The sequence below is a fragment of the Acidisphaera sp. L21 genome, assembly GCF_009765685.1.
Lineage (GTDB): Bacteria > Pseudomonadota > Alphaproteobacteria > Acetobacterales > Acetobacteraceae > LMUY01.
In genome coordinates this window covers 1-24558 of sequence record NZ_LMUY01000043.1, presented here as the reverse complement: position 1 = coordinate 24558, position 24558 = coordinate 1, and the positions used below count along the sequence as shown (strand labels likewise).

The 24558-nt window shown below is 56.7% G+C and carries 23 protein-coding genes and 1 tRNA gene; 7 read left to right on the top strand and 17 right to left on the bottom strand.

What is annotated here, in order from left to right:
- Positions 1–980: 980 nt before the first annotated feature.
- Positions 981–1247 (bottom strand): hypothetical protein, encoded by a 267-nt coding sequence (locus GSQ76_RS09410; protein WP_158743657.1) that lies wholly within the window; start codon positions 1245–1247, stop codon positions 981–983.
- Positions 1248–1337: 90 nt separating this feature from the next.
- On the opposite strand from GSQ76_RS09410, the gene GSQ76_RS09405 reads away from it, so the two are divergent.
- On the top strand, positions 1338–1523 hold the full coding sequence (locus GSQ76_RS09405; RefSeq protein ID WP_158743656.1) for a hypothetical protein: 186 nt from the start codon (positions 1338–1340) through the stop codon (positions 1521–1523).
- Between the two features lie 867 nt (positions 1524–2390).
- Here the strand turns inward: GSQ76_RS09405 and GSQ76_RS09400 are convergent.
- The 5 genes from GSQ76_RS09400 to GSQ76_RS09380 form a co-directional block, all read right to left on the bottom strand.
- Positions 2391–2963, bottom strand: coding sequence for a hypothetical protein (locus GSQ76_RS09400; RefSeq protein WP_158743655.1), 573 nt, complete (start codon positions 2961–2963; stop codon positions 2391–2393).
- Between the two features lie 34 nt (positions 2964–2997).
- A complete protein-coding gene (locus GSQ76_RS09395; RefSeq protein WP_158743654.1) occupies positions 2998–3369 on the bottom strand; it encodes a hypothetical protein in 372 nt (123 codons plus the stop codon).
- Positions 3359–3622: a hypothetical protein gene (locus GSQ76_RS09390; RefSeq protein ID WP_158743653.1), complete on the bottom strand. Its 264-nt coding sequence runs from the start codon at positions 3620–3622 to the stop codon at positions 3359–3361. Before GSQ76_RS09390 ends, GSQ76_RS09395 begins: the two co-directional genes overlap by 11 nt.
- Positions 3623–3972: 350 nt before the next feature.
- Positions 3973–4149: a hypothetical protein gene (locus GSQ76_RS09385; RefSeq protein WP_158743652.1), complete on the bottom strand. Its 177-nt coding sequence runs from the start codon at positions 4147–4149 to the stop codon at positions 3973–3975.
- Positions 4150–4354: 205 nt separating this feature from the next.
- Positions 4355–4603 carry a hypothetical protein gene (locus GSQ76_RS09380; protein ID WP_158743651.1) on the bottom strand — a complete coding sequence of 83 codons (249 nt, stop codon included), beginning with the start codon at positions 4601–4603 and terminating at the stop codon, positions 4355–4357.
- Between the two features lie 945 nt (positions 4604–5548).
- Between GSQ76_RS09380 and GSQ76_RS32610 the strand changes: the two genes are divergently transcribed.
- Positions 5549–6046, top strand: a complete 498-nt coding sequence (locus GSQ76_RS32610) for a topoisomerase DNA-binding C4 zinc finger domain-containing protein (RefSeq protein WP_158743650.1) — start codon at positions 5549–5551, stop codon at positions 6044–6046.
- A gap of 687 nt (positions 6047–6733) precedes the next feature.
- Here the strand turns inward: GSQ76_RS32610 and GSQ76_RS09370 are convergent.
- The 4 genes from GSQ76_RS09370 to GSQ76_RS09355 all read right to left on the bottom strand — a co-directional run bounded on the left by GSQ76_RS09370 (position 6734) and on the right by GSQ76_RS09355 (position 10138).
- Complete coding sequence (locus GSQ76_RS09370) at positions 6734–7099, bottom strand: hypothetical protein (protein WP_158743649.1); 366 nt, start codon at positions 7097–7099, stop codon at positions 6734–6736.
- A 160-nt stretch (positions 7100–7259) separates the two neighbouring features.
- Entirely contained in the window at positions 7260–7910 is a 651-nt protein-coding gene (locus tag GSQ76_RS09365; RefSeq protein ID WP_158743648.1) for a helix-turn-helix transcriptional regulator, read from the bottom strand.
- Positions 7911–8124: 214 nt separating this feature from the next.
- A complete protein-coding gene (locus tag GSQ76_RS09360) occupies positions 8125–9666 on the bottom strand; it encodes a hypothetical protein (protein WP_158743647.1) in 1542 nt (513 codons plus the stop codon).
- 154 nt (positions 9667–9820) lie between these two features.
- Complete coding sequence (locus GSQ76_RS09355; protein ID WP_158743646.1) at positions 9821–10138, bottom strand: hypothetical protein; 318 nt, start codon at positions 10136–10138, stop codon at positions 9821–9823.
- A 263-nt stretch (positions 10139–10401) separates the two neighbouring features.
- Here GSQ76_RS09355 and GSQ76_RS09350 point away from each other — a divergent pair, with 263 nt between their 5' ends.
- Complete coding sequence (locus GSQ76_RS09350; protein ID WP_158743645.1) at positions 10402–10764, top strand: hypothetical protein; 363 nt, start codon at positions 10402–10404, stop codon at positions 10762–10764.
- A gap of 111 nt (positions 10765–10875) precedes the next feature.
- Here GSQ76_RS09350 and GSQ76_RS09345 read toward each other — a convergent pair whose 3' ends face one another.
- From GSQ76_RS09345 to GSQ76_RS32605, 3 genes are all read right to left on the bottom strand, one after another.
- On the bottom strand, positions 10876–12048 hold the full coding sequence (locus tag GSQ76_RS09345; RefSeq protein ID WP_158743644.1) for an MBL fold metallo-hydrolase: 1173 nt from the start codon (positions 12046–12048) through the stop codon (positions 10876–10878).
- Positions 12049–12577: 529 nt separating this feature from the next.
- Complete coding sequence (locus tag GSQ76_RS09340; RefSeq protein WP_158743643.1) at positions 12578–13246, bottom strand: hypothetical protein; 669 nt, start codon at positions 13244–13246, stop codon at positions 12578–12580.
- 594 nt (positions 13247–13840) lie between these two features.
- Positions 13841–14200, bottom strand: a complete 360-nt coding sequence (locus GSQ76_RS32605; protein ID WP_158743642.1) for an ASCH domain-containing protein — start codon at positions 14198–14200, stop codon at positions 13841–13843.
- A gap of 426 nt (positions 14201–14626) precedes the next feature.
- Here GSQ76_RS32605 and GSQ76_RS32600 point away from each other — a divergent pair, with 426 nt between their 5' ends.
- The gene (locus GSQ76_RS32600; RefSeq protein ID WP_158743641.1) at positions 14627–14806 is read left to right on the top strand and encodes a helix-turn-helix transcriptional regulator; all 180 of its coding nucleotides are present in this window, start codon (positions 14627–14629) and stop codon (positions 14804–14806) included.
- Positions 14807–15183: 377 nt separating this feature from the next.
- Positions 15184–16671, top strand: a complete 1488-nt coding sequence (locus GSQ76_RS09325) for a methyl-accepting chemotaxis protein (protein WP_158743640.1) — start codon at positions 15184–15186, stop codon at positions 16669–16671.
- 139 nt (positions 16672–16810) lie between these two features.
- On the opposite strand, the gene GSQ76_RS09320 is transcribed toward GSQ76_RS09325, so the two are convergent.
- Positions 16811–19768 carry a carbohydrate-binding domain-containing protein gene (locus tag GSQ76_RS09320; RefSeq protein WP_158743639.1) on the bottom strand — a complete coding sequence of 986 codons (2958 nt, stop codon included), beginning with the start codon at positions 19766–19768 and terminating at the stop codon, positions 16811–16813.
- Positions 19769–20380: 612 nt separating this feature from the next.
- On the opposite strand from GSQ76_RS09320, the gene GSQ76_RS09315 reads away from it, so the two are divergent.
- Both GSQ76_RS09315 and GSQ76_RS09310 read left to right on the top strand, forming a co-directional pair.
- Positions 20381–21040, top strand: a complete 660-nt coding sequence (locus tag GSQ76_RS09315; RefSeq protein ID WP_158743638.1) for a recombinase family protein — start codon at positions 20381–20383, stop codon at positions 21038–21040.
- A 31-nt stretch (positions 21041–21071) separates the two neighbouring features.
- Positions 21072–21689, top strand: a complete 618-nt coding sequence (locus tag GSQ76_RS09310; RefSeq protein ID WP_158743637.1) for a hypothetical protein — start codon at positions 21072–21074, stop codon at positions 21687–21689.
- Positions 21690–21717: 28 nt separating this feature from the next.
- Here GSQ76_RS09310 and GSQ76_RS09305 read toward each other — a convergent pair whose 3' ends face one another.
- The 3 genes from GSQ76_RS09305 to GSQ76_RS09295 form a co-directional block, all read right to left on the bottom strand.
- Positions 21718–23424: a site-specific integrase gene (locus GSQ76_RS09305; RefSeq protein WP_335904894.1), complete on the bottom strand. Its 1707-nt coding sequence runs from the start codon at positions 23422–23424 to the stop codon at positions 21718–21720.
- An 85-nt stretch (positions 23425–23509) separates the two neighbouring features.
- A tRNA-Tyr gene (locus GSQ76_RS09300) sits at positions 23510–23596 on the bottom strand.
- Between the two features lie 36 nt (positions 23597–23632).
- Positions 23633–24558 (bottom strand): enoyl-CoA hydratase-related protein (locus tag GSQ76_RS09295; RefSeq protein ID WP_335904893.1); only part of this gene is annotated, 926 nt, incomplete at its 5' end.

The following is a 24558-nucleotide window of genomic DNA, read 5'->3' as shown; positions in this document are numbered from 1 at the left end:
CCCATCTGGGCCCTGATCGGCAGCATAATTTATGTCCTGCTGTAATGGCCGATCAGCGATGGCTTGATCGACACCAAATTGAGCGGCCATGATCGAGTGGCGAGACGGTGAGGGGCATTGCAGACTGCTCTCGTATCATCGGACCCACGAACCATCGCGGATAATGACCGAGCTGAAGCGCCACCTAAATCCTTTTTGGTCGCGGCTGCTATCGCAGCTTCCCTCCATCCCTCGGCTAGGCTGACGGTCGGAAGGGTCCAGATCCCGGAATGGTGGAGGGGGTTGGACCCTCCACCACCTAGATTTTAGGAAGTTCGATCAGACGTTTGTCGCTTGCTGCATCCCAGCTTCGGACTGAGCGTGTAGCAGATTGTGTTACAGAGCAAGGGTCGCCATCAGGTGCCAATTTGACAAGCCGGCAGGGCCGTTCAGCGCGGCTGTGGAACATGTGATGAGCACGGATGTTCTTTTCTCGCCGTGCAGTTCGACAACTTCCCGAGCAATCGCCGACGTAGCCCGAGACCGCGATCTAAGGCTTGGAATGACCAAGATGGTATTCGGTGGACGCCTTCCGCCACTGGACTGTCCCGAGACGACGCATCAGAGACTCGCTGGGCGCCCTTGGAACGCTTCTAGGCGCGTCTTGAGCCTTGTTTCGGCAAGACTGCCGTTGTGGGTGGCTCTCCCCAACCACCGTTCGTGCCAGTGAGTAAGGAGTGGACCAACTCAGCTGCGCTTGAGCATCCTCAAATCGAGTTCCACTGAATCAACGACAAACCTCACCACACTGCCAAGCGAGAGACGCCTGGATGATAGATGGTGTTGCCCCCGTTTCGCTCTGGCCTTCCCGTGGGGAATGCCCCTACTAACCTTGACAATCAGAGTGACGACTAACCACAGTAGGAGCTAATAACGCTTCTCCATCATCACTCTCCTGGATTGACGGCAGGGCTCATTCCCCGTCGTCAGCTCGAGCTCAATCAAACTATTTCAGATCGGCCGCCAGTCGCGTTTGGCAATTTCGGCTGAACGTATGTCGGGGAATATGACGTGACACTGGAGCGATCGGCGCCATTCCACATCGGGTCGGCATAGGACCAGGTTTTGATCTTGGCACGGTCCAGGTGTCGACGTAGCTCCCGCAGGGCAGTGGATAGGCTGATGGGGTTTTCAGGGGCGCCCAGGTGCAGCGCAAAGCGGCCTTTGATGCCGCTAGGTTGGGTTGGCGTGGGCTTCTTGTCGGACATACACGCTCCATGTGGTGGAGCCGGTATATGGTGCAGGACCAGGCTGACTTTCAGGCTTGCGCAAGAACGCCAACAACTGGAGAAACGCGCATGACCGAACCCAAATCCTCAGACGACACCCACCGCCAGCAGGACGACGCAGCGCAGAAGCGGGTCAAGGACACCCACGCCGAAGGCGGTGGCAAAGCGGGGACCGGGGAGGCGATGGGGTCTCCTGACAACGACCGCCAGGACACCGAAAGAGCCGCAGAGGGTAAGCCGCATCGGAAGCAGTGACGAGACGACCTGATATTCGCACCTAAGCCTCGGATGGTTCGGCTCACTCGGCCGTCGATCGCTTCACATGCCGCGCATGGGCCGTCGGAGGCTACCTAGGGGTGCTCAGGGCCTCTGATGGAGCCTGTGTCCTCGTCATTGACGACGATGGAGGTGGTTCTATCTTGGCTGTATGGGGCGGCGCGATAGTGTGAACATCGATGTGCTGTGGACCCTAGAGCTTGCGAGGAGTCTGACGTCCGAGGCAAAGGCGCGCATTGCTCAAACCACTCACGAGTGCGCCGAACTAAGGGCACAGGTGATGCGCTCCCACCTTGCGGTTGAGCGATCCGCGAAGACGCTATCGATGCTTACCACCGACATCAGAGGTCAATGACCGCGAGGTGCCTCATCGAACACAGCATCCACCAAGCTCAGTAGGCGGGTGGCGGTCTCTCTGAAGCCGGCACGGTCAGCATCCTGAGCCATGGATATGAGGCGGTCTGCCAGCACTAGAGGGCTGACACGGGCGGCGGTGTTGTAGGTCTTTGAGTGGTGCATGTTTTTGCTCTCGAGGGCGGCCTTTAGTGGCCTGAGGGCGTCATGCCTATCGTGGGTTGCCATAGCGTTAACGACGCTGGGCGCGAAGTATGAACTCAACGCCCCAACCCAGAAGAGCGCGGCGCGGTCAATCGGACCAGGGTCTGGCTGTCAGGCGGGTTTGATCTTCTTCACGACGAGCCTAAGCACAGTGCTCTCGATAAGCAGAGGGTTATACCAAGTCTCAGTGATCACAATCGCTCAGCTTGCGAGGCCAGCCCAGCGACATCAAAGGTGCCAAGGCCGACCGCGGACCCTCGGATAGGTTCTAATCAAAGAGCCTTAGTATTAGTTATGATTTTCCTGGTCAGGATCGTGTCTTGGAGTAATGGCGTAAAGGATGCCATTCATTTCCTTCAGGGCATATAGCATCTCGCAGGATCCCGCCGGGCTTTGCTGTGTCATGAGCTTCACAGCCTCACTCTGCGAACTTGCCCATGTAACGTGGTAGCACGCTGATTTAACTTTGAAGGTGTATCTTGCTTGATCGCCTTCTTGAAATTCAATTTCAGACATCAGCAGACGGTTTCCTAGTTGTAATATCATGAAGGCACCTTCAACTAGGATGGGAGCCACATGTTTACCTTCTGCCGATAAATATTTGGTTACGGGATCAATGGTGCATGATCCAGAACAGTGTTCTGCCAGGCTCCGTGGGCCGACTGGCGATGGGATCCCGTCGATAACCTCCCAGCACGCCGGCTTAGCTGCGCTTGAGCTTCTTCCAGTCGAGCTCAACCGAGTTGACGAGAAACAACACCACGCCGATCGCCAGGCATTCAAGATGGTAGAAAATGCTATCACCGCTCCGCTCTGCCTCAGCAGCTTGGCGCGTGTCAGCTTGCCGAGATAGCTGGACATCGTGCTCTGAGGGATGCCGGTGTAGCCGTAGGTGTCAGTCGAGCTTGCAACCCTTCAATCTGCCCGTGAGAAGCATTCGATCTCGATGGTCATAAAGACTCTGCTTCTGGTCGGTGGTCATGGTGTCCTTGCGGATCGCGGCAACCGCCACAGCCCCTCCAAACACCGCACTCACTTGGTCGCCTACTCGATGGCTTGAGGTGTCAGCAGCCATTTGAGCGAGCTGGGTGTCATCACCCGCGATTGCCGACGTGATCTCAGGGCAAGTGAGACGCTCCTCGGCTGTCGACAGCGTGGGACGAGCTGATGCGTTGATTGACGAGGTGTCAGGAGGAAGACGAAGTTCGGCAGGCGCACACGCCGTGAGCGCCGTCAAAAGTGCCAAGTTGGGGATATTACGGAACAAAACGAACCGCCCTGCCGGCTCCTTCCATGGCGCCATAGGAGGTCAACGTCATAGTCACCGCTCCATACCTTGCAAACACCACCGCGTTGGCGCCCAAATCCGCTGCTTTTTCTCTGAGCGCTTCTTCCACCTTTGCCTCGGTCGGGTCGCTATTGAAGACAGTGGTTTTTGAAACCGTGACGTGAATGTCTCCAAGTGCCTGATAGCGACGATCTGTTATGTCATTGGGTGTGACGATGATCCCAGAGACCATGTCCACACTTGACGAGGTTCGGGTCGCACAACCAGTGGTCAGGATTGCCAGGCAGAGACACAGCGTTCGGAGCATGGCAAGTCAGTAACGTGGATTAGACCGTCAGGCTAGTGCCAACTGTCGGGTGAAGTTCCGGCTGACGGCGCTGGCTGCAGCGTGCGTCATTGCATGGAGACTGCCTCGGCAAAGGTGTTCCTTCAAAGAAGCGTTTGAGGAGCGCTGAAGGGTTCGAAGAGTCCTGGTGCTGGTGGGGGGACGGAACCGGGGGAGGCGCTCAATAATGCCCTGGGACTCGCTGTAGGCGCTTTGGGCTAGGGGCCTCTCCCGACACATTGCCTGGATGCCTAGGATCACTTCACCAGAAGGATGGTCTTGCGGCCTGGTAGCGCCTTGTTTGCCAACCGAAGGGCGAGAGCCCCGGAGAATACGACCGTGAGCGTCAGCTTCATCTTGAACTGGAAGTCCACATCGTCAGCAGCCGGCACGATCGCGACAGCGGTGTTATGCAGAGCAACGGGTTGGTCCATGAGTTCGATCCTCAATGTCGACAGGTTGGATCCTACACTTCCTGGCGTTCGCCACAGTATCCCGCGACGAGCAAACTAGGACGAGGTGCCTAGTGGATAAGCCTGACGCCTGGTCCCCCACGGGCTAGGCCGCTCACAACCATCGATGGCCTTAACCGAGCGGCGCGGGAGAGCCCGAAAGTCGACGTTCAGCGTGGTGCAAAATTCAAGATTTCTGATGTTCGGAATCCCCTTTTTTCTTCCAAGCACCCAAAGGATCGAGCCACGTGGCAAGACATCCAACCCCAACGACCTCTATACCTGTAAACACAAGATGCACGGAGCCAGCATAAATAAGTGTAGAAGCAGCAACGATGGTAAGTCCATAAGATAGCCATTGCCAGCGTAACCGACTTGCAAGGAAGTAGATAAATACGGCGACGACTACCGCAGGAACTAAGGTGGACACCAACATACGCCATTTCCATCATCACTGATTGTCTCGTGCCGAGATCTGGTTTTTCGATTAGCACCCTATGTGGGTCCGTCACAGATCACAACTCCGGTTTGATCGCAGTCACTGTTTCGATCGTCGGTGCCCCAGTTGGCGTGAACGGCGCAGTCGCGCGACGCATCATCAAGTAGTCAGGGGCTGCTGACGTCAGCGCCTGGGTGAGTGCTGCTAGCACATTTTCCGTCAAGGCAGGTGCCAAACTATGCGCCCCGGCTGGCGCTCACGGGTGCAAGGTTCAAACGTTGCAAGCTTGCATGGTTACAACCATGTGCCCAGACAAACCTGGTTGCACGTTTGTAACCATGCAGCCAGCATGAAGACCGAGCTGATGCTGAGGAATAGGAACACGTGTGTCGCGGTGGGGCTTGAACGCGCATAATCATCGCGCCGCTGAGCGATGTGGTTCAGGTGGCAGATGGTGTTCTGCAGGGCATCATTCACCAAGTGCAGGAATAGTGCGGGCCTCATCTCGTGTGGAATGGTCCCACTGACCTTGACAATCCGAGTGACGAACAACCAAGGTGGAACTGATGGTGCATCATTACTCTCCTGGTTTAATGGCGGGGCCAATTCCCCGTCGTCAGCTTGGCCCCACCCCAGGCGACGTTAGCTTTTCTGCCTGTTGCGATTAGCAATTCTAGCCTGATTTCAGGTTCAAGTCAGACAAGACCGAAGGTGTCGTCGTAGGTGAACAGAGTGGATTGGCATTTCTGCTATTGCCCCTCCACCAATCAACGCCGGGAATGGGATTGTGCCCACCCCTGGCACCGCAAATGCCACCAATGACTCGCTAGAAACTCGCTGAGTGGCATTTGTAGCGCGAGTGCCTCTATCCCTGCTTTGCTGGGAAGGTGACCCATCAGGACGTGCACACAGGAAGGTCGCTTTGGAGCCGGTCACAAAATCATGAAGCCACACAAAGCTCTAGAGTTTTTTAAGGCACGCCCGATCGTGACCAGCATCCTTGCTGGTCTGCTGGTCATGATCCTTTCGACCTACGCTCTGTCCTGGTTTGTGCCAGATGCCGCATGCAATGATGGGTATCTATCGCCGTCGATTGGCAGGCAAGGTGCCTGCTCTCACCATGGTGGCGTGCATCACACACTGTGGGGCTTGTTGCCACTGATCGCCGCCGTTGCCACCGGCATCTACGTCTTCACCCGCTACGTCACACCACCGCCCAGCGTCACAGGGCCAACACCGCAAGCACCCATTACTCTTACAGCGGCACCCATTCCTTCTACGCCAACTACCTCCGCTATGAAAGCCGCCGTTCTATGTCCGCGATGCGGCGGCTCAATGCGAAAGAGGCAAGCTCGGAAGGGCAGGTATGCTGGAAGCACCTTCATGGGATGCTCCAACTATCCGATTTGCAAAGGCATCCGTCCCGTTCTTCCTGGCTGAAGGACAGCTGCTGGCACTATCGGTCCGTTCACCCACTGGTCATCCATCGCCTAACGATGACATCCCACCAGCAGCAGCTGCGTCAATTAGCATGGCCACCGTTCTACTATAGCGACGGCAGGTCGGTGGTCTGTCCGCCGAGTCCATTTTGCTACTGGGTTAGCAGCCTCAACACTCCAACGTCGAATTACATGTAATGCAACGTTGAGGCATTGCATGAGAGGTTGCAACTTTGACGTAGTGAAGTAGTGATATCAGGTTGCACGCCTTCTTCGCTGAGATGCAATTGGTGCTGACGCAGACGATCAAGGTTCGGCGTGCAAGCGCTTCGATCCGGGGGCGCACCTTTTCCCGATCTGTAAATGCGGCTGTCGTGTGATCCTGGGTTGCGTTGATAGTGACCTCCTGCGACCTATGGCGAAACGGAGTGACGAAAGAATGACCGCTCGATCAACCTGCATACTGCGACTAGCTCTAATCTTCGCGTGTGTTGGTCCGCTTGCTGCCTGTAACCCGCCGCAGCCGATGAACTTCTCGGTGCTGAACGTCCAACCCAGCGCCAGTGTCCTTGATGAGGACCTGAGAGGCGTGACGGTTACGACGGGAGCTCCCAATGAGCGCACAGGCCCACTGCCCCCAGCCGTCGCGGAGCTTACCGCCCCGTGGAAGGAAGCGACCCAGGAGGCGCTAGCTCGCGCGGCTATCTTCAATGATGACAGCCACAGTCACGTCAGCCTTGAGGTAAAGATCCTGAAGTTTGATGCGCCGTCTGCCGGCATAACGTTCCCGACGCAGACAGATGCTCGTTACACGATCATCAACCGGGCTAGCGGAGAGATCCTTTTCTCTCAAATAATCTCGGCTGAGGGCAAGACTCCAGGAGACTTCGCGTTCCTTGGCGTAATCCGTGCCCGCGAGTCCATCAACCGGGCGGCTCAGAACAACATTGCTGCGTTCATCGATGCTCTTGAACACAGCCCAGAGGTAAAAGCCCGCATCCATCAGGTAAACTCCTAGTTGGGAGAAGGCGTCGACCGGCGTCAGGGCAGGCAAAAAGGTCGTTCCCATTGGCGGTGGCGGTGGCGGTGGCGGTAACGGCCGCAAGCATCGGGGCAGCTCCCCTGCGGCGAGCCCATCTGGCTCCTTCCAGCAGCTGGATGATGTCGATGCGGGTTTTCTCCAAGATCATCGCAATATAATATACTGGACTCCTCTACAGATCTGCGAGAAGCAGATCTAATTCTCTTGAACTGTTTCGTTCGATCAGTTGATCGCTTATATAAACTTTCATCCTGGGATCTTCCATGAGAACACTAATCTCCATCTCCAGTATGCGTTTCTTTTCCTCCGTTACGCCTTTGCTGATCGTTGCCTCCAAGGCCACAGCCTTCATTCTGTTGGCCGTTTGAAATTCGTCTAGTTCATCTAACTCCTCATCAGAAAGCCAACGGCTCTTGTCATCTTGACGTTCGATTTCTCTTATCTCTGCCGCAATGGAAGACCGCCCGTCATTCTCGGCTGAAGGTTTATTTGGTGGAGCGATATTTCCGGGCGCGGCTTTAGCAACGATATCGGGAAAAAGCACAATCTCAGCCTGTGGACCTAAAAGCGATTTCAGTTCTGAAAGCTTGCCTGAATTAGCGTGATAGATCGTGGTGCGGCTACGGGGTCCCCTTGTGACCAATCCGGCGGTGAACAAGGTGGTTAGATACTTCGACGTATGCGGCTGACTTCTGTCGACGATTGTAGCAATCTGTCCAACAGTGAGACCATGAGGTTCGTGCTTAGCGAGGGTCTGGATAACCTCTAGGCGTCCTGAAAGGCTAAGAACGGCAAAGGCTGAGCGTGCGGTTTGAATATCCATCTTCATATTCCTGTATAAGCATGTCGACATATGCGTTCATGCGAACATTGGCATATGCCGTTTGGCGCATATGCTGAGCGAGGAGCTTGGTTCCTTGGTAAGCTGACGGCCTGCTTCAGTTCAGGCCGAACCGATGCAGCAATTGCCAGGCTGGCCAGGAGGGCGTCAGATCGGTATTTTTGCTCGTGCGTCCTGGGTGGCGTTGCGGCTGGCCTCATAAGCCCTCCATCGGGCACCATACTGCCCCAATACGACGCGCAGGAGAGTCGCTGAGCGGCATGTGACGCGTAGATGCCCCTACCCCAGCTGTGGACGCTAGGATGCCATCTGCGCCCTTCCTGGGGCTTGTTTCTGCAAGGGTATCGTCGCAGGACAAATCCGTCGCCATCGTATGCCGCGCAACGTAGTCACTGAGCTCATCGTCGCTGAAATCATATTCTTCGAAGAGCTCATCCACGTGTGCGGCTGCGTCACGGTTTTCGGCGTCTCCGGCGCTGGCTGCAATCGCCTCGAAGAGTTTTGTCAGCGCTGCATCGCGGATTGGATCCGGTTCTGACTTGCTGGTTGTCTCTGCGAGCTTTCTGGTTGGCAGCTCATTGCGCAGCAGGCGAGAGGCAGTCTCGCGCAACCGCTCCTGACGGATGCGCCGCGACAGTATCGTGAGATCGAATTTGCCATCCTTCCAACCGGCATTTTCCCTGGCACCAGCGGCAATGCTTCTTGAAGAGCTGACCATTCGGTGCGTGTAAGTGTTCGTCGAGGGCCGAACGGTGGTATCTTCACCACAACCGTCATGGGAAATAATCTCGCCCAATGTCATTCGCTGCCCCTGGTAGGTAAGAACCTCGTCGGGGCTGAGTGACTTCACCAGGTAGCAGAACTTTCTGAACGTGTTGTCCTTGGGGTGGTCCGTGGGTAGGTGGACTTCCGACAAGTCGATCGGACGCAGACCTTCTGGGGCAGCATCCAACTCTCTCTGACTCCAGCCGCTAAACTTGCGAAGCAAATCGTAGAGCTTTTGGCGGTGTTGGTGCCACAATGGATCAAGAAGGATGATCTCGCCATCGGTCGGCAGGGTTTTGGGTGGAGCAGCTTCCGGCAAGTGCATCAAGACGTGGATATGCGGGCCGCGACCTGCTACGTTCTCAACAGCAGAGATCCAGGCCTGGGGGATGCCGTGCCGATTGCACCAACCTGCTAGGCAAGTCCGCAGTCTCTCACGCTGCTTCCGAACCTGTGGACCTGCTGGCTCGCCTGCGTGCCAACCAGAACTCCCATGCAGTTGAGGGAAGATGACGGTGAACCACGTGTTGAGGCGGCGACCTGTGCTGGCAGCGAACTGCATTGCCTCATATGCGCCACTGACCTGTTCGATCGTCGCACATTGGCTTGCATCTGGCGTCAGCGCTTTCGGCGTCCACGGGTAACGTCCCCTGGTGGCAGTCTGTATCTTCCTGCCGTGATATGCGTGCCCAGCTGCGTTCACCCTGCGGGTAGTGGGAGAAGGCGTTGTGCTTGGTGTTGATGTGGATCGTGATGTGGGTAACGGGACAGCTGTCATTGGAAGCTCATGGTTGTGGGTTGAGAGGAGGATGTTGTCAGCGATCTCGTTCCAGCTCTTCTCTTCTCTTCTCTTCTCTTCTCTTCTCTTCTCTTCTCTTCTCACAGGAGAGTAGAAGTCTTCTTCTTTACAGGCTCGGTCTTCCCCGCTGGATAACCCTGATCCTCGCTTTTGCGCGGGGTCCAGCGTCGTCAATGCGTTAGACCCTCTGCTGGACCAAGCATCGTCGACCAGGAAATTACTTTCGAAACGCCGACTTCTGAGGAATGGCATCGTCAGCTGTCGGGTGATATGCCAAGACATGTATGTCGGCATATTCCAAGATCGGAATATCAGAATATCGGCATATCTATGTGATGTAGAACGGGATGGATTGTTCATCATCTTTCTCTTCAACCAGCGTATTGCTCTTCGTTGTGCGGCGCCGGTGGGGCGTCTGAAGTGTCCTAGTAATGCTTGCGATGGCTTCCATCCCCGCCTCTAGTTTGGCGTGCCGAATGCGATGAACCCCCGTTGGATCCAGACGCACTAGAAGATCTCCAATGCCCTCGATTACCAGCGAGTCGACGTCGCAGCCGAGCGCATCGGCTAGTGTCGAAATCTGCACGTGCATTCCGCGCGGGATCATCGCTTCCAGTTTAGATGACCTGTATCGTGGCTTCAGCATTCTTCATCTCCTTCAAGGCTCATTCTGCCATCTCATAACGTAAGCGCTCGCTTAGTTTCAAGTCTTTTTCGAGGTTCCGCTCTTTGAAGGGCGTGTGGGAGAGGGAAGATACGAGTGCTGTTGACTCGATCGCACACGATCAGCTACGCTCAGTAAGCGCTCGCTTTAGGGGTGGACGTGATGCTTTGCAAGGGATAATTATGGCTCGTGTTTCCCGAACTCAGCCGCCGTTGAAGGAACCAGGGACGGTTAGCAATCCGTTCGTGGAAGAGATCAAGAGACTAATTAACGCCTGCCCCAAGACGCAGACCGAGATTGCATTCGAGATCGGCTACGGCAACCAGAACCTGATTACGATGTTCAAGCGTGGCGTCACGCGCGTTCCCGAGGATAAGATTGTGCCGTTGGCAACTGCGCTGGGTGCTGATGCCCCTCGCCTCGTGCGCCTTTGGTGCTCGGTCTACTCACCCAAGATCCTCGCGGTGATTGAAGGCATGATGAGAAACACTGTGCTGTCGGCGCAGGAGCTCTCATGGATTGAAGGCTTGCGTGAGGAATACGGCGAAGATCACGTGCCGATGTTCTTGCGCAGGCTGATTAAGCGCGCTCCAGCAAGCGTAGGGTGATCGCCGCTTTCCTTCGACGGGCATCAATAGGTTGCCTATCCAAACGGCGTGTTAACTGGATGATCGCAGGCTAAGCACATAGTCTGGACACAATCCTTGGAGGAGAAATCGCTAGGCAGTTAGTAAATTGATGATGTTACAAGCCCCGTCGAAGAGCTCGATGCACCATGCCCCATCTCTCCGATGGGGTGACGTGCGAAACCTCACCATTCCAAAGCCTTCATTTAAAGATCTGAGCCTTAAGCGCTGTTGGCGTAGATAGGATCGGACGATTGCGGGTTTTGAACTCGCGCTGTTCGGAAACGTTTTTGCTGTTGCAAACCCACCCTTTGTAAATCCATCAAGCCGTCGAATGTCGGCTGACGTGGGCAACCCCTTATTACGCGACCATGGCGTTAACGCAGCGAGCGAGCCTGGCTTAAGCTTCTTTTTCCATAATTCTGGGTGGTGCCCGTTCGACGAACCATGGTGAGACACTTTGAACAAATCAGCCTTTCCAACGGGCAAATTGTTCGCATCTAAAATGGCGCTCCAACCTCGCTCAGGATGCCCGGACTCTTCGAGATCTGCCCCGAGGAGAATTGCTCGATCTCCAACTTCAACCCAGAGTGCTACTGACGCGTCGTTTGGAGAAATATCCGGCGCAGCTTTTTTTGTTCTGCGAATACTGGGCATTTCTTCAGCTAGCCGCGCTAGGAAGTCACTCTCTGCGAGATCGGAAGGCGACAGCGCCGTCACACAACACTGGACGCGCGAGGTCGTAGATCCGGTTATTGTCGAAAGGAGCACACGACCTTGGCTTGCTCGCCGAACCTTTCGACGAGGTGTAGGTCCTTGTGTCAGTGCAGTAAATACTTGGTTGATTTCAGTTACCTTTGACCCAACTTTCGCGGTGGGGCGCTCGTCATATCCCGACGCGAATGTTGAAAACTCGTCACGCGACAGGACACTCGCCATCACGAATTGTGCAGAGCCAAATGCTTCGAGTGATTTTGACAGCCCACGACAATGATCGTCATGCCAATGAGTTGCAACAAGAAGCTTTACGGCCTGGCCGGGATCAACGCCGATACTGTTTAGGTAGGTGACAGATGCGGGCTCTGTGCTTCCTGAGTTGATGCAACTATCAACGACGATCCATTCTCCGGCACCAATATGGATGCAAACGCACTCGCCGTAGCCTGGGCCGATCAGAGTTACCTCGATTTGGTCTGGATGAGGTGGACTATCTTGGTTACTCCCATTCAATGAGTTTGGAGTAATTAGCGGCTTTTTCTCGAGCATTTTCTAAATCACTTCGTGTCCAAGCCGGCAGCCTTCGAACAATGAGTCTGACAAATTTCTCTCTGGATCCAGAATTGTATCTATGCCCGATAAGCCAAACAAATATCGAACCAATCCGAAGACTTTTTACATCTCCTAACTGAATCTCTTCATATGGTAACTCAATCTCTTCAGTCTCGATCTTATGCCCAGCTGTAACATCAACTAAAGATGCCGTAAATGTATGCAATCCAAGAGACGTTACTCTCCCTTCCCATCTCTGGATCACGTCCTCTCTAATCGATTGCGCAGGGAGATTTGCGCTCTCAGAGCTTGCTAGCGTTACGTCAGCCTTACCGGGGCTATCTTCGGCCTCACGCGTTCCAAATGCCGGCTTGTTTACCCGTGCTCGTGCAGCTCGTAGGACCTCTGCAACTCTTTGCGGAGGCTTACGTCTCGAGTCCACATAGTCCGTTACCCCTTTATGCAGAGTTGGGTTGCGTGGTTCTTGCGGGGCGATCGGCGTTTGGTAGGCAACTGAAGCGCTCATTTATGCCCCCAATACTTTGTGAGCAATTTGAGACAGTGTTGCCTCGCTCACCTCCCACCGTCTCTGAATAAGCTCCATAGCTCGGGCGCTGCTCCCGGGTAGCCCACCATCGACGATGTCGTAATGATCATTCACGTCGATGTAAATTCCCGGATTGTGCACCATCGATGGCTCAATCGTCACCCTCGTGCGCCCGGGAAGCTCGCTTTTGGGATCGCGAGGTCTTTCAAACGTCATGCTACGCAATCCGGACTTTGTCACGCCCTCCCCCTCAGCAAATTCTCCCCATGGGCCCTTTGGCGCGAGGCGATCACCGATTTCATGCCACTCCCTTGTGCCACTACACAGGAAATGAGCATTGCGATTGATGCCCACATGCAATACTGGGGTAAGCGGCATCAGCGTCAAATATGACAAGACAAGGTCATGAATGCGAATATAAGGCTCTTCTATTGTTGCAATAGAGAGTCGTTGAAGTTCTGCCGTCAACATCACCCACGACAATTTAAATTGAACGAATTCGGCACTTAGAATTGGATTGATTGCGCCATCAGCTTCTTCAGGCGTGAGAAACCCCTCGCGTGCAAGAAAGTCAGGACGGAAAGTCCAAGGCGCGAACTGTCCATTTAGAACTACCGACATACCTGTGCTAACAGGAGCTGAAACCACGCTAAACCTTCCCTGGCATGACGTCTGAGATCCTATAGGCGCTTCTTCGATAAAGGAAACGTTAAATCCGAGTGGCGCTACAACCGCTAGTTGGCGGATTTACCAGTCCCTCCGGCCGCGTCACGTCAAGCCCCCAAAGATCCTTCTAGACGGCAAGTTATCAACGGCTACTTGGAACACATCTCGCAGTGTTACAACCAGCACGGTTTTCTCAAAGCCCTAACACAAACGTTGCAATACAGTAGGACGCGCTAGCTTACGTTCATGACCACTGTTCTAAAGACTTTCGTCAATTGAGGAGATATCACCGAATAACTTATAAATAATCTATGTCTTCAACCACCGTCGTTACATAGCCATGCAGGTTATCTCTATACAGCTCCATGTCAGAAAGCCTATCACCCTATTACAACCGCATCTTTTATTTCCTCTAAGCACCGACTTCAGTTTGAGTCTGATCGAGCGGCACACAGATCATCAAGTCAAATTCGCCCGTGCTGACACATCGCGCTGAACCCGTTTCCGACGAATGTGTCGATCATCTGTATGTAGAGTTGATGCGCTTGCACAGGGCCCTCTCTGATGAAAGGAGGGTCACAGCTTTATCCAGCTCTGTGCCCCGTTAGGATGCCGGTAGGGCTGAGGCACGTCGAAGCGCACAGGGTCTGCGAAGTGCCAGGCGTGTCGCCACCGTGGCTTGAGCTGTCGTAGCTCACAGCTCACTCGGTGCATGTCCTCGGTGGTATCCAGTTGGTCCGTCGTCATAGGGCCGAAGCTACCGGTGATCACCACGCTGCCGATAACAGTGCCTGATCCTTTAGCGATGATGCCTACCCGTTCTCTCTTGTGGCAGGCGGTTGAACGCAGCTCCCACCGTTTGACACCAGAGACAACAAGTCCTGCCCAAGGTTGAGCGAGGATCAGGGCGCATGTGATATGTGGAATACTAGGCATAGAGCCAATTCTAACAGTCTACGTTGATGCTGTCGGGCAAAATTGCCTTGCGCAACCTTGCTTTTGCTGCGCGTTTTACGCGCATGTTTCGCGTTGCTGTGCAATGAGGCTGTAAACGGCACGAATACCGTTCCTGCGGCGTTTTTCGTCATTAATCTTGGCGCATGTGCGCAAATTCTTCTCAAGAATGTGCGTATTTTCGCATTATTTTTTTAAGCTATTGAAATACAACAACATCTAACGCACAAACGCTGCGATTAGGGTCGAGGAGCAGACCGTTGCCGGCTTGATCCCCAAGGCGTCCTACCGCTCCCAGCCCGCCAGCTAGCAGGTATTCTCTTGATCTCCGCTACTAGTGCCACCAACCCTGGTTCATTCTTGATTTCCCGTGCCGAAGGCTAGGAAGGCACTCTTGGAGATGTCACTGTGACTGGCGAGGAATGCAAAACAGCCCGAATAAAGTTGGGCTGGTCAAGAGAGCAGCTAGCAGCGAGTTGCGGCATGGCAGTCTCGACGCTGCTGAACTTCGAAACCAACCGCGTCCAACCGCGTCCATGGACTGTGGATCGTCTGAAAAGAGCGCTCGCACTCGGGAGACTGGATTAGCCGCGTGCCCCAGAAGGGGGGTCGCTATCGCAAATATGCAAAGCAATCAGGATTTGTGAAGTGCGATATCCATGGCGGTGACGGACCTTATGACTGAATAGTTGCTCGACGCCCCCACAAGGCAGCAATGCAATGACACATTGTTAACGGCTTTCTGACAGAACTTAGACGACCTTAAATTAGATGCCTGATGCTCTTGACCCATCGAAAAACCGCCTTCTCGCCTCTCTACCCAGCAGCTTCTGATGCTGAGTGCTTGCCCCCTGGGCGACAGGTGATGGATGCCACTCGCCCGATTTCGACAGTTCAGGTGTTTCAAAAATTGGCAAAGTTGCCTGATGTGAACACGAGTGAAGCCATTGTGGGAGAGTGGTGTGGTGTCGCTTAGCCCGAAGCTATCTTCTCACGCTAGCGACATTGAGCTTCAAACCATCCGCCGTCTCGCCAATCGCGGCCTGCAGGCGCTGTTATGGGCCCAGGTGCCGCTTTGCATCGCGGTCGCTCTGTTCCAGGGGATCGAGCCGATATCGGTTGGCTTGTCGAGCGCGGGGCTGGCAGTTTGGGCATCGCTTACCTGGGCAGTATTCGGGACGGGATTAGCAACGCGATTGACGGTCGCTGTGGCGTTGATGGGTTCGATTGCAGTGCTGCTCGGTGAAGCGGCAGCGCAACCCTGGCAAATCGACATTCACATGTATTTCTTCGCCGGACTTGCGCTACTGAGCGCCTATTGCGATTGGCGAGTCGTTGGGCTGGCATGTGTGACAGTGGCGTTGCACCATCTGACGTTGAACGAGTTCCTCTCAGCCCTTGTTTACCCCGGCGGTCCCAATATCATGCGTGTGCTACTGCATGCTGTCATCCTCGTTCTGGAGGCCGTAACGCTGATGTGGGCCACCCACAAGGTCGGGCAGTTACTGGAAAGTCAGACCAGCTTGTCGACGCAAATTCATCTTGCCGAACAGCGCGCCGCGTCTGCCGCATTGGAAGCCAAACGTCTGGCAATGCTGACGCGACAAGAAGTTGCGACTAACCTGGCCAGCCGCTTTCAGGATACGGTGACCAAGGTAGTCGGCGAGATGCTCGTCACCACCGTGGAAATGCAGGCATCCGCGTCCAACCTGTCCGGTATTGCTAGCGACACGTCTGAGCAGACGGCAGCCATCGCGGCCGCCTCGCAGCAAACCGCCATCAGCGTCATCTCAGTTGCTAAGGCGGCTGGGCGGCTTACGGACAGCGTATCTGGCTTGTCGGCGGAAATGGCTTCAGCGGCAACCGCAGCACGTGATACTAGCGTCGCCGCAGAGCAAACCCGCACCGCCGTTGCTGACCTAGCCGACGCCGCCAGCAGGATTGGCGAAGTCGTGAGCATGATCCACGGCATTGCGAGAAAGACCAATCTACTGGCTCTGAACGCGTCCATTGAGGCTGCACGTGCAGGGGAGGCGGGCCGTGGGTTTGCGGTGGTCGCTGGAGAGGTGAAGGCATTGGCGGCGCAAACGGCGCGGGCCACGATCGATGTGCAGGGCCACGTCGCGACCATTCAGGCCCGCACAGGCCCGGCGGTCGATGCAATCGGCTCCATCGCCCGGTCGCTGGCTAATTTAGGTGTTGTCACGGACCATGTTGCCGCATCGATCCAGGAACAGGGCCATGCCACGCGGGAGATAGCCTCCGGCGTGCAGCAGGCTGCTAGTAGCAGCGACGCCATTGCCTCGAATTTGGAGCGGTTGGCCCACAGCACGTCGCAGACTGACCATGCGGCGTCCAACGCGCAGCAGGCTGTCTCGCGCTTGTCAGGCCGATCGGACAAGCTGAACGAGGTGGTCAACCACTTCGTGGAAACGGTTAGAGCCGCCGCGTAGGTTCTGTCTGACAAAGCGAGGTGTTAGAGTCGCCGACATCTCGACTGATGTCCGTGCTGAACAAGCATCTTCAGCGTGTCTACGAAATCTTGGCGGTAGGATCGAGGAGCGTCCTCGTCCCACCGCCGATAAGGCCAATCTAGTGAGGCACGTTCACTGTGAAGTGGGTGGTCATGTCACCGAGGAGGGAAGCCGTAGAGTTCGGCACAACACTGCCATTCACGGCGATGCCGGTGACGTAGAGGTTCTTGTCGGTCGCCGCCGTTCCGCCGTAGGCGTCGTTGAGGAACGAGACCGCAATGTCATGCGAGCCCGCCGTCAGCGTGCCCAGGCTGAGCGCCTGGGAAGCACCCGCTGAGTGAAGCGCCGTCACGAAAGCCGGCATTGAAGCTGCCTTGCCGTCGATCGAGACCGTGTATTGCGCGTCACCCATGTAGGCATCCTCGGAGAGCCCGAGGATGGTGCTGGTGGCGGCGTTCGTCGTGTTCGACCCTGGGAACTGGAAGGTCATGGAACCATCGCTCAACTCGGTTAGGGGAGCACCGCTGATCGTCTTCCCGTTGATGGTTGCGCCGGTCTCGTAGAGATTGACGTCAGTTGCCGCCGTTCCGCCGTAGGCATCATTGAGGAAGGTGATGGTAGCCGAGCCTGGGCCTGCGAAGTTGCCCATGACGTTGAAGGTCTGCGACGCGCCAGCAAGATGGGACGCTGTTGCCGTCTGGACCCCGCCAATTTGGCTTCCGTTCACGGCGACGGTGAACTGCGGATCGCCCATGTAGGCGTCCCCAGACACCTGCAGCGCCAGTGTATCAGGCCCCGAGCCAATGGTGACGGGAGCAGACGTTCCGGCCGACCCGACCGAGAAGGACACCGAGCCAGAACTCAGCAGCGCCGCATTCGTGTTTTGAGTGACACCACCGACCGTTGTCGTGTCGACATAAAGGTTACGGTCAGTGGTAGCCGTTCCACCGTAGGCGTCATTCAGGAAATCGACGGTGACGGTGTAGGGCTGCGTGCCGAAGCTACCGGCCACCGTGAAGGCCTGATCTTGACCCATGGAGTGCAAGGCCGTCGTAGTTTGGGTTCCGCCGACCTGGGTGCCATTCACGGCGACCGTGAACTGAGCGTTCCCCATGTAAGCATCTTCGGACATGTTCAGAACGAAGCTCTGCGGCCCACTGCCGATCGTCACCGGGGGATTTGGACCCGTTGTAGCAGCCACCAGCGTGACGTTCTGTGTCTCCATGGTGACGGCGCCCGTGACGCTATCGGTCACGGAATACTTCAGTGCGTCCGAGCCGGCATTGGCCGCTGTAATCGTGCCTGGGGTGTAAACCAGATTGCCATTGGAGAGCGTCACTTTGCTTCCCGTAGCAAAGTCCGCATCCGAGGTCAGCGTCACCACCAAGGCATCGCCCGTAACGCCTGGAATGGCCGTGCCGAGAGTGGCTGTCGCGGTGCTGCTTGCAGACGGTGACGTGGCGAGGATCACAGTGGGCGCTGGCCCGTTGCCTAAGGTGACGGTCTGCGTCTCGTTTACGGAGGCTCCAGTTGTGGTGTCCGTAACGACGTATTTGATCACGTCCGACCCGGCCTTGGCAGCCGTGACCACGCCCGGCGTGTAGATCAGCTTGCCGCCGGTAATCACGATCGAGCTGCCCGTGCTGAAGTCGGCATCCGACGTCAGCGTTACGGTGATCGGGTCGGAAGCGGTGGCCGCATTTGCGGCGCTCACCGTGCCCAGGGTGGCTTTCACCACATTGGTCGCGGTCGGGGCGGTGGCGAGGGTGACGGTTGGTGCCACGGTGAGGACACTGGTCTGGACCGACTGGTCGCTGAACGCCAGCGTCTGCACACCGTTCAGGATATCGGTGATGCCCGACGCGATACTGGTGACAAGAACCTTTGCCGCGCCACCGAGCACCAGCAGGTAACTTGCCAAGGTCCCGGAGAAGTCGACGATGTTGCCGAAGCCAGTGTCGGTGATTGTGTCGGCATCGGTATTTGTGGTGACTTCGGTGCCACCCGTGCCGCCGACAAAGTTGTCGATCGCCGTGGCGAAAGCGATACCCAGGTTGTTAACCATGCCGTCAAAGCTGCTGAACGTGCCCGCATTTAGGTTCACCTTCTCGGCGGTGGCATAACCAGAGAGGTCGAGCGTATTGTTCGTGCCCGTATCGAACAGAGTAATCACTGGAGCAGTGTTGATCGTGAAATCGAAGAATTGCTGAATCAGGCCCGTGATATTAGTATTGAAGCCGAAAACCTGGCCCCCTGAAAGTGGAGTTGTTGTCGGTGCGCCGTAAAGGCGTTGGGCCGCCAAGATGTCGAGCATCTGAGGCGTTGTTGGGTCATTGTTGTTCCAGGAAGTGCCCGTGACCGTATAGCTGCCGTAATACTTGGCTGTCGTATCTTCCGGATCGATGTATGACATAATGCTATACAACCGGTTGTCGTATGGGCTGTATTGTTGTGTCGCGGAATTGACGTCACCATTATATGGGCCGCCATGATAGAAGCCGAGAAAATGGCCTTCTTCGTGGATTAGAGCGTCAATAGGGTATGTATCGGAGGAAAAGCTTATTGGTCCGAAGCCGCTCGCTGGCGAGTTTGTCGTCACGTTAATGCTGACGTTTGCTCCCTGACTGCCGCCCAACGTCGTAGCGCCGATCAGCTCTCCCGGGGCAGTGCCGCCGGTTTCAAACTCCGACCCGGTATTACCGCGGATGAAGTCAAGCGTGGCCGCAGAGCGATTTGTCGTCACGGCGAACTGAATGTTCGACTCTGCTGACCAGAGCGCAAGTCCTCCTGCCAGGATCGACTGCTCGGCTGGTGTCCAGTCGGACGCAGGATCGAAATAATACAGCTGCGTGCCGCCGCTTGTGCCTGGTGTCTCACTCGGACCCCATTTAGATGCTGTGGACATGGTTTGATTGTAGGTCGCCACGGCGTCTGGAGTGCTCGAGTCTGAGCCGTCGCCGTTCCAGGTTAGGCCACTAATCGCTGCAACAGTGCCCGTGTTCGTGATGCCGCTAACGTAAGTAACCTCATCTTCCATAGTCGACCCGGTGGGAGGCGCAGTCACATTGGTTGGCATGGCATTTTCCCCGAGACGGCGACCTTTGTCACCGTGGACGCGGCGACTTGGCATGAGACTGGCTCTTTAACAATCCATAAAGATTTGTTGACGTTTTTTGACTACGCCTGTGTAACAATTCGCCGCATCTACATACTTGAAATGGCCACCATTTTGGTTCGCGATAAAATTCCCACTTGCCTGACAATTCCGCGCATCAGCCGCTTGCATCTCCCAATCCGGGGGAGAGCGGTATGAGGGCAGGACATGAATAGACAATGCCTGAACTCGACAGCGGCCGCCCGGCTGTAACAACGCTGCTTCGCTCAGGGCTGCTGCTGGCTTGAGGGATGGAACCCAACCCTCGTCGTGTAGCCCGCTGGTTTGGGGCCGCGTCCAACAAGGCGTGGTAGTGTTCTTCTCCAAGGGTCTTGAAGCATGGCATGGCCCAGCCTGCGGTTCACCCGGGTCAAGAGTTCAGCTCGAACCTAGGACTTCGGTAGCTGCCCGACGCCCTCTGCCACCTGCCTGATCGTGCACCTGGTGCATGGTGGAGCTGTCGGGCCGGCATGCTGATCCACAGAGAACGACACGTATAAGATCTGACAACGAACGTCGTCAGGTTTGATACAAATGGCTGAGGGTCGCTGGGTTGCATACTATCGCGTGAGCACCGCCAAGCAGGGGGCCAGTGGACTAGGGCTGGAAGCTCAGCGCGAAGCAGTGCGCAGCTATCTCAACGGGGGTTCGTGGAGCCTCACTGCCGAGTTCACAGAGGTAGAGAGCGGCAAGAACAACGATCGTCCCCAGCTCGCCCGAGCCCTTCAGCAATGCCGGCTTACAGGGGCAACCCTGGTCATTGCCAAGCTAGATCGTCTGTCACGCGATGCCCACTTCCTGCTGGGTCTCCAAAAGGGGTCGGTGCCGTTCATTGCCGCCGACATGCCGAGTGCCAACGATCTGACCGTCGGCATTCTGGCGGTCGTGGCGCAGGAGGAGCGTCGGGCGATCTCGGCACGCACCAAGGCAGCCTTGGCAGCTGCAAGGGCACGTGGCGTGGTCCTGGGGGGCTGGAAAGGTGGTCCCAAGGTCGAGGGCCATCTTGGCACGCAAGCGGTGATGGCGCGGGCAGATGCCTTTGCAGCGCAAGTTGGACCGATTGCCGCTGAGATGCGCTCTGCAGGTCAAAGCCTGCGATCCATCGCTTCGGAACTCACGGAGAAGGGCATTCGCACGCCTCGCGCTGGGGCATGGACGGCAACGGCTGTGCGCAACATTCTACAACGTGTTTAGTCACCTTACAGCTGTTTGGAACGACGCAGGCATGGTCAGATCTCCCGCTACGCGTCGTTTCGTCGAGCAGGCTAGCGGTGAAGAGTTCATCCACAAAGCTGTGTGGCTAGTTGTGAAGCGACAGCTCGAGCATGCCGAGAAGCATCCAAAAGGAGCTTTGTTAGATCATCTAGTTTCGATGGTATTCTGCTCCCATGCACTCGAAGGTTACGCGAACTTCTTGGGCGAGAAAGTGGCGCCGGAGATATGGAAGGACGAACGGGAGCTTTTCGCGAGAACTGGCCTCATGGGCAAGTTGGAGGCACTGGATCAGATATGTGGTCTTCCGCACCTGCAACGCGGTCGGCGTCCCTGGTCGACCATCAGAGAGCTGAAGCGATTGCGGGATGGCATTGCGCATCCGCGAACCAAGGTCACACGAACCACCACGGAGTATATGGATGGGAAGGAGCCTCCCCTATTCCCGAAGAGCTACTTCGAAGAAGCTGTCAGCCTGGCTAAGGCCACGCGCGCGGCGGAGGACGTGGCGGCCATCGCGGACCGCCTCCACGCTGCGGCTGCGAACCGCTTTCCCAACGCTGGACTGCTCCCCGAGGCGCTGGAGGGCATCCTCTCCATGCGCAGCACGACCGCTTCCTTAAAGGAATAGCAGGGGAGAACACAGCTCAAGGTCAAGCCTATGGCCGAGCCGGTATTGCCTCGATGTCGCTGGGAAACCGGATGAGTTTCAAATTGGCGGCTGCCGTAGCCGGCTCGTATCGTCCATATCTTCCAGCAACATCAGGCGGTTTGTGTCCAAGCATTCGGTGTCCAACGTCAGTGCGGAGGTTGGCAGCCCGCATCTCAGTCTCGAAATTGTGCCGAAACGAGTGAAAGCCCAGCCCGTCGCGTGTTGACGTGGAAAGCACACCAGGTAGAAACTTTTCTCTTAACCACTTGCCCATCTTCGCTCCCCAGTCTCCATTGTTTGGTGTCGGAATATCAAATAGGGAACCCGGCGCGTCAGCAGCGTGATTGCGAGTGTATTCCAAGAAGCCAAGCCGTAGGAGTTGATCGTGTATTGGCACCTCTCGCACGGACTGCGGCGTTTTTAATGTCTTCCCGGCCTCAAGGTTGATGCTGATTAGCCAAACGCCATCAAGTTGCTTCACATCCTTGCTGCGAAGCTGGCAGAGTTCAGATACGCGCGCTCCCGTCAGCATTGCGACAAGTGGAAGCCAGAACCGACGATCGTTTAGGAGAAATGAGCCGGGCTGGAATGGCCGACCCGTCCTTTCGCATCCGTTGAACACTGGAGACTTAAGTATTGCGCTAAGTTCATCGGCTTTAAAACCGCGTTCGCTCTGAACGCTCTCAGTAACGAGAACGTGCTTACCTTGAAAAGGGTTGCTAAATACGAGACCTTGATCAATTGCCTCTTTAAACACGCCGCGATATGTCGTCATGTAGTTATTGACCGACTTAGCTGTCATCGGCTGAAGTTTGTCGAGGCGTGCGCGCTTCGCGGCGTCAAATAGCGTCAAGCCGCGCAGGCTAGTATGCTTCCGAAAGTTCGGAGGAAGCGATCGGAACGCTGTAAAGACCTCGCCAGCTAAGCGCGGCGTGAACTCTTCGACCGTAGTTGCACTGCCAACTTGTTCTAATAGCGTTGTGATCTGGCCCCTCAATTGACCGGCGTCCTTGGCTGATGTCCCGCGCTCGGCAAGGCGGTGAGCAACATACTCTTCCGCAATTTCCTTTAGAATGGTCCCGGCGCCGCGAACCTTCGCTGGGGTAGGCGCCGCAGCCTGTCCGACATCGAGCAAGGGCACGTAGCCATCATCGCCAGCCGCCCATCGAAGTCGTGCCTCCTCGATCTCTGCGAGGGCCTCCAAGATGCGTTTCGACAGTGCCGTGAACCGCTGATCATGTTCATCGAAAGCTCCGGGAAGGCTTGAGATTATGTCACGGGCAATGACACGGCCTTCGATATAGTCTCCGGCAGCATGCTGCTCGACGAGGGACGCGATGCGATGTTCGGCATCGTCCGCCAGATAAGCCCGCTGCAGCCTGTGGCGATCCTCTCTGCTGCTATCATCCGGGATCAACGCGCCGGCGTGTTCGCCAGTGCTATAGAGGCGCCAAGCCCGGTCAACCTCGGCTTTAAACCAGGCCTCGATCTTGGCCGCAACGGCGCTATCGAGCTCGGTCAGTTTAAGCGTCTCCCACAGGGTATACAGACGCATAGCTATCGTGACGGCGAGTAGTTGTGCAACCAGCGGGCGGCCCGTGCGCAGCGTTCTAACCAGCTCCGTGCGGCCAACGCGGGCTAAGATGTTTGCTGGCACGCGACAGCGGAACGAGTAGGTAGTCCCTCGACGGACGAGGTAAGCGCGAGACACCATGTGGCACAGCCTGTGTTACAAACAGGCTGGGATGGAGCGTGCGGTTCGACTAGATCGCTGTCTCGTAAGCACAAAACATGCTAGGTGGTGGAGGGGGTTGGATTCGAACCAACGTAGCCATTACAGCAGCGGATTTACAGTCCGCCCCCTTTAGCCACTCGGGCACCCCTCCAGCGGGATCGGACCTATTCCCGAACACCGGGCCTTGTCAACGCCCTCCAGCCTCGGATAGCCGGGGCGAGCTGGCTGCGCGTGGCTCAACGCGGGCGGCCAGGGCGTGACGCGCTTCGGGGGCGTGTAGCAGCCGGGCGAACACGGCGCCTTCCTCCCGCATCACTGCCGTCACCTCCGCACGGTTGCGGCGCAGCAGGGCGCGGGTGGCGCGTAGGGCCTCCGGCGGTTTGGCGGCCAGCGCTTCGGCGCGGGATAGGCCCCACGCATCCGCGTCTGGCGGGTCGGGCAGGATCGCGTTCACGATCCCGGCCTCGCGGGCCGTGGCGGCGTCGAACGGGTCGCCCAATAGCAATAGTTCGGACGCCCGCAGCAATCCGGCGCGGGCGGGCAGCAGCAGGGTGGACGCGGCCTCCGGACACAGGCCCAAATTCACGAACGGCAATTGGAACCGCGCCCCGGCGGAACAACAAACCAGGTCGCAATGCAGCAGCATCGTCGTGCCGACTCCCACCGCGGCACCGTTCACCGTGGCGACGATCGGCGTGTCGCAGGCGATCAGCGCCTCCAGGAACCCCCAGGCGGCGGAGGGCGCGCCGGGCATGGCATGGGCAAAGTCGCCAAGATCATTGCCGGCCGTAAAGCACTCGGCGCTGCCATGCAGCCAAATGGCTCGCGCGCCCACCCCTGCGGCGCCGGATAAGCCGTCGGACAGAGCGCGGTACATCGCCCGGGTCAGCGCGTTACGCTTGGCCGGGCGGTTGATGGCGATGTCCCGCAGGCCGGGGCGATCGGTGATCTCGATCTCGGACGTCAACGCTGCCTCCGTTCTTTTGCTTGTCGCAACGTGTAGCTCCCGGGGGGCGGGGGGGCTATACGGCAGCGATGTCACATCCTCCTCGCAAGCCCGGCGGTCCAACAGGCGGTCCAGGGACCGGCCGCGGCGGCGCTCGCCCACCCGGT

What these genes read in the sequence shown, in the direction of transcription:
- GSQ76_RS09410 (WP_158743657.1), bottom strand. Translation starts at nt 1,247, where the DNA reads ATGTCCGACAAGAAGCCCACGCCAACCCAACCTAGCGGCATCAAAGGC.
- GSQ76_RS09405 (WP_158743656.1), top strand. Translation starts at nt 1,338, where the DNA reads ATGACCGAACCCAAATCCTCAGACGACACCCACCGCCAGCAGGACGAC.
- GSQ76_RS09400 (WP_158743655.1), bottom strand. Translation starts at nt 2,963, where the DNA reads ATGTCCAGCTATCTCGGCAAGCTGACACGCGCCAAGCTGCTGAGGCAG.
- GSQ76_RS09390 (WP_158743653.1), bottom strand. Translation starts at nt 3,622, where the DNA reads ATGGTCTCTGGGATCATCGTCACACCCAATGACATAACAGATCGTCGC.
- GSQ76_RS09385 (WP_158743652.1), bottom strand. Translation starts at nt 4,149, where the DNA reads ATGGACCAACCCGTTGCTCTGCATAACACCGCTGTCGCGATCGTGCCG.
- GSQ76_RS09380 (WP_158743651.1), bottom strand. Translation starts at nt 4,603, where the DNA reads ATGTTGGTGTCCACCTTAGTTCCTGCGGTAGTCGTCGCCGTATTTATC.
- GSQ76_RS32610 (WP_158743650.1), top strand. Translation starts at nt 5,549, where the DNA reads ATGAAGCCACACAAAGCTCTAGAGTTTTTTAAGGCACGCCCGATCGTG.
- GSQ76_RS09365 (WP_158743648.1), bottom strand. Translation starts at nt 7,910, where the DNA reads ATGGATATTCAAACCGCACGCTCAGCCTTTGCCGTTCTTAGCCTTTCA.
- GSQ76_RS09355 (WP_158743646.1), bottom strand. Translation starts at nt 10,138, where the DNA reads ATGCTGAAGCCACGATACAGGTCATCTAAACTGGAAGCGATGATCCCG.
- GSQ76_RS09345 (WP_158743644.1), bottom strand. Translation starts at nt 12,048, where the DNA reads ATGCTCGAGAAAAAGCCGCTAATTACTCCAAACTCATTGAATGGGAGT.
- GSQ76_RS32605 (WP_158743642.1), bottom strand. Translation starts at nt 14,200, where the DNA reads ATGCCTAGTATTCCACATATCACATGCGCCCTGATCCTCGCTCAACCT.
- GSQ76_RS09320 (WP_158743639.1), bottom strand. Translation starts at nt 19,768, where the DNA reads ATGCCAACCAATGTGACTGCGCCTCCCACCGGGTCGACTATGGAAGAT.
- GSQ76_RS09315 (WP_158743638.1), top strand. Translation starts at nt 20,381, where the DNA reads ATGGCTGAGGGTCGCTGGGTTGCATACTATCGCGTGAGCACCGCCAAG.
- GSQ76_RS09310 (WP_158743637.1), top strand. Translation starts at nt 21,072, where the DNA reads ATGGTCAGATCTCCCGCTACGCGTCGTTTCGTCGAGCAGGCTAGCGGT.
- GSQ76_RS09305 (WP_335904894.1), bottom strand. Translation starts at nt 23,424, where the DNA reads ATGGTGTCTCGCGCTTACCTCGTCCGTCGAGGGACTACCTACTCGTTC.